3 protein-coding genes and 1 pseudogene are annotated in these 2842 nt (G+C 52.6%); all 4 read right to left on the bottom strand.

Annotated features, from left to right (window positions below; all coding sequences use genetic code 11):
- On the bottom strand, positions 1-1029 hold a 1029-nt coding region (locus AC06ND_RS06530; RefSeq protein ID WP_475678189.1), incomplete at its 3' end, for a hypothetical protein.
- A 6-nt stretch (positions 1030-1035) separates the two neighbouring features.
- A complete protein-coding gene (locus tag AC06ND_RS06525) occupies positions 1036-1671 on the bottom strand; it encodes a peptide deformylase (protein WP_475678188.1) in 636 nt (211 codons plus the stop codon).
- Entirely contained in the window at positions 1661-2698 is a 1038-nt protein-coding gene (gene aroC / locus AC06ND_RS06520; RefSeq protein ID WP_475678187.1) for a chorismate synthase, read from the bottom strand. The genes AC06ND_RS06525 and aroC overlap by 11 nt, the downstream gene beginning before the upstream one ends.
- Positions 2699-2842, bottom strand: a pseudogene (locus AC06ND_RS06515) (3-phosphoshikimate 1-carboxyvinyltransferase); the annotation flags it as partial.

The raw sequence follows: 2842 nt of genomic DNA, 5'->3' as shown, positions 1-2842 counted from the left end.
TGTTGGCTTGACATTCGGAACAAGGAGGAACATCGGGAGGGAATACTGTGCTCCTACGGCGAAACCGTCGAAGAACTTGAAACCTACACCGAGAAGGGTCCTGTCGAATTGTCCCATCGCGAACTCGCCGTCAAGGTACATGCTTACTGACTTGTGGAGATACATATAGTACCTTGCACCTACCCTGAGTTGAAGATAGAAACCTTCATGAAGCTTGTCTTTATCGCTGACCTGAGGATCGGTGATGTCATATATCTTTCCATCAACAGACGCAAGGACAGACCATTTGTTACGGTTGAACGGCATGACGTATTCCAACGAAAGTGCCGCGCCGTACAGTCCAGACATCTTTGCTGGCCTGTAGGCTGCCCTGATGTCAAGATTAAGCTTACCACGACGACGCGTCACGGATTTCGTACCATTATACTGATCAAACAGGCTTACCAGGTCATTCTCCGTATATTGCGCCTTCTTCAGGTCGTCGGTGCTTACCTTTCCGGCAAAAACCGCATACAGCTGATTGTGGAAAGCATGATTCTCCCTGAGATAACCAGTCCTTCCGTCAGTGAGATATTCCTTGTTCACGAGATACTGAAGCTCAGGATTGGCTTCAGTAGAGAAGAAGAAATTGTCCTTGATGTTAGGGACATTGTAGTAATAGAGTCTTGCTGCTCCGTCACAGAGTATCTGGAGAAAGACGTTCTTCTTCTCGACCACAGGCTCAGAATCATAACCTATGCCTGAAGTCAAGGTACTCTCGGAAACGTCTATGCCCACCTCATGGCGCTCGAAAAGCATGTTGCCCACGAAGAAGGAGCTGACCTCGGTGATGGAGGCAGCACGCTCCTCACCACCAGAGCTCATCTTGTAGCGTATTCTTGATGCAGCACAGAACTTCTCGTCGTTCCTTATGAGGCACTCTGTCTTGTTTCCGTTATTGTCGACAAACCAGCCGTCCTCAAATATCACCTGTGCGCTGACACTCATGCAGAGCATGACCGCTACCGTGGATAACAACATACGTTTCATATCTTTCTAGTCTTTAAGTTTATCAATATAGAGCACACCGTCCAGATGGTCGCACTCATGCTGGAAGATCACGGCCGTGAAACCCTTGACGGTCTCGGTGGTGTCCTTCACACCAGCAGCAACGACGTCCTTGGTAAGGCGGCTCTTCCTGAACACCGCCTGCGTGTAAGTAATGTCGATTTCCTGATATCTGTCCACGCTTCCCCGCCTTCCAGGGACGGACAGACAGCCTTCCTCTCCGGCGACCTTCTCTCCGCGCACTGCCGTGATGCGGATATTAGGATACACCTGGAACGGCTCTCCTTCCTTGTCCATACGCTGGACTGCGACGACACGGCGGTTGATGCCTACCTGCGGGCCCGCTATGCCGACTCCATCCTGCTCAGGAGACGTCACGGTCGCAATCATGCGCACGGCAAGACGGGCAAAGTCCGGTGACTGGATGTCCTTGTCGGTCATAAAAGTACAATCCTTCCTGAGCACCTCGACATCCTTAGGATCGTCGACGGTGAGCACCCTCATGATGAAGCCGGACTCGTTGATGAGTTCGCGCTCGGCATCGGTCAGGGATGTTTTATGAAGTTTGTCGCAGGAAGTCATGGCTAAGGTCAGGAAAAGGATTTTGATGAATCTACTCTTCATAAGGCTCAAGCGGATAGTCCAGATCCGAAAGCAACAGAAGGTCGGCAAGCACGATGGCAGCCATTGCCTCCACGATCACCGGAGTGCGGAGAGCGAAGCAGACGTCATGACGCCCCGGAACCACCAGCTCCTCCATCTTCTCCGTTCCGAAATTGAAGCTCAGCTGAGGCTTGCGTATGCTGGCAGTCGGCTTGAATGCCACACGGAAGATGATAGGACCTCCGTTGCTGATTCCGCCGTTCACTCCACCGGCACCGTTCTTTGTAGGTCTGCAATCCTCGCCGATTGGATCATTATGTTCCGAACCCTTCATCCTTGCGGACTGGAAGCCGTCTCCGAATTCAATTCCGCGTACGCCAGGGATAGAGAATATCGCATGTGAGATAAGAGCCTCAACCGAGTCCCAGAAAGGCTCTCCAAGGCCCACTTCCATTCCCGGGCCCTTGATGGTACACTCGACGATTCCGCCTAGAGAATCTCCCTCCTCAGCGGCTTTCCTGATGGCTTCCATCACCTGCTCGTCATTCTTTGCATGGGCAGGGATACGAGGCTTCACGCCACCGACCTCTATGAGTTCGGCACTGAAGCTCACGTCGCTGTATATCTGCTTCGCCACGAAACCGGCAGCGACGACAGGAAGGGTGATGCGGCCGGAGAAATGTCCGCCGCCACGATAGTCCTGGAAGTCATTGTACTTCACTCCTGCCACGAAATCGGCATGGCCGGGACGAGGGAAGTTCACGAGCGACGAGTAGTCCTTGGACTTGGTGTTGTTGTTAGCGAAAAGAATGGTGAGCGGAGCTCCGGTGGTGACTCCGTCGAAAAGGCCGCTGACGACCACGGGCTCATCCTCCTCGATGCGAGGTGTGGTACCCAGACCGCCGCTCTTGCGACGAGCGATCTCCTTTGACATCTCTTCGAGATCGATGCGTATTCCTGGTACGACACCGTCAATCACACAGCCAATCATTGGGCCATGCGACTCACCGAAGATCGAGACTCTGAATTTTCTTCCGAAGCTGTTCATCTATTGAAGGGTATTGAAAAGTTCATTGAAATTAGGGAAGGACTTGGCCACGCACTTCTCGTCATCGATGATGATAGGAGAATCTGCGCCGAGTGATGCAACCTTGAGGGCCATCATCATCCTGTGGTCATGGCGCGAGGTGTA

The organism is Candidatus Cryptobacteroides sp. (assembly GCF_056207615.1).
This window is presented reverse-complemented; position numbering and strand designations above follow the sequence as displayed.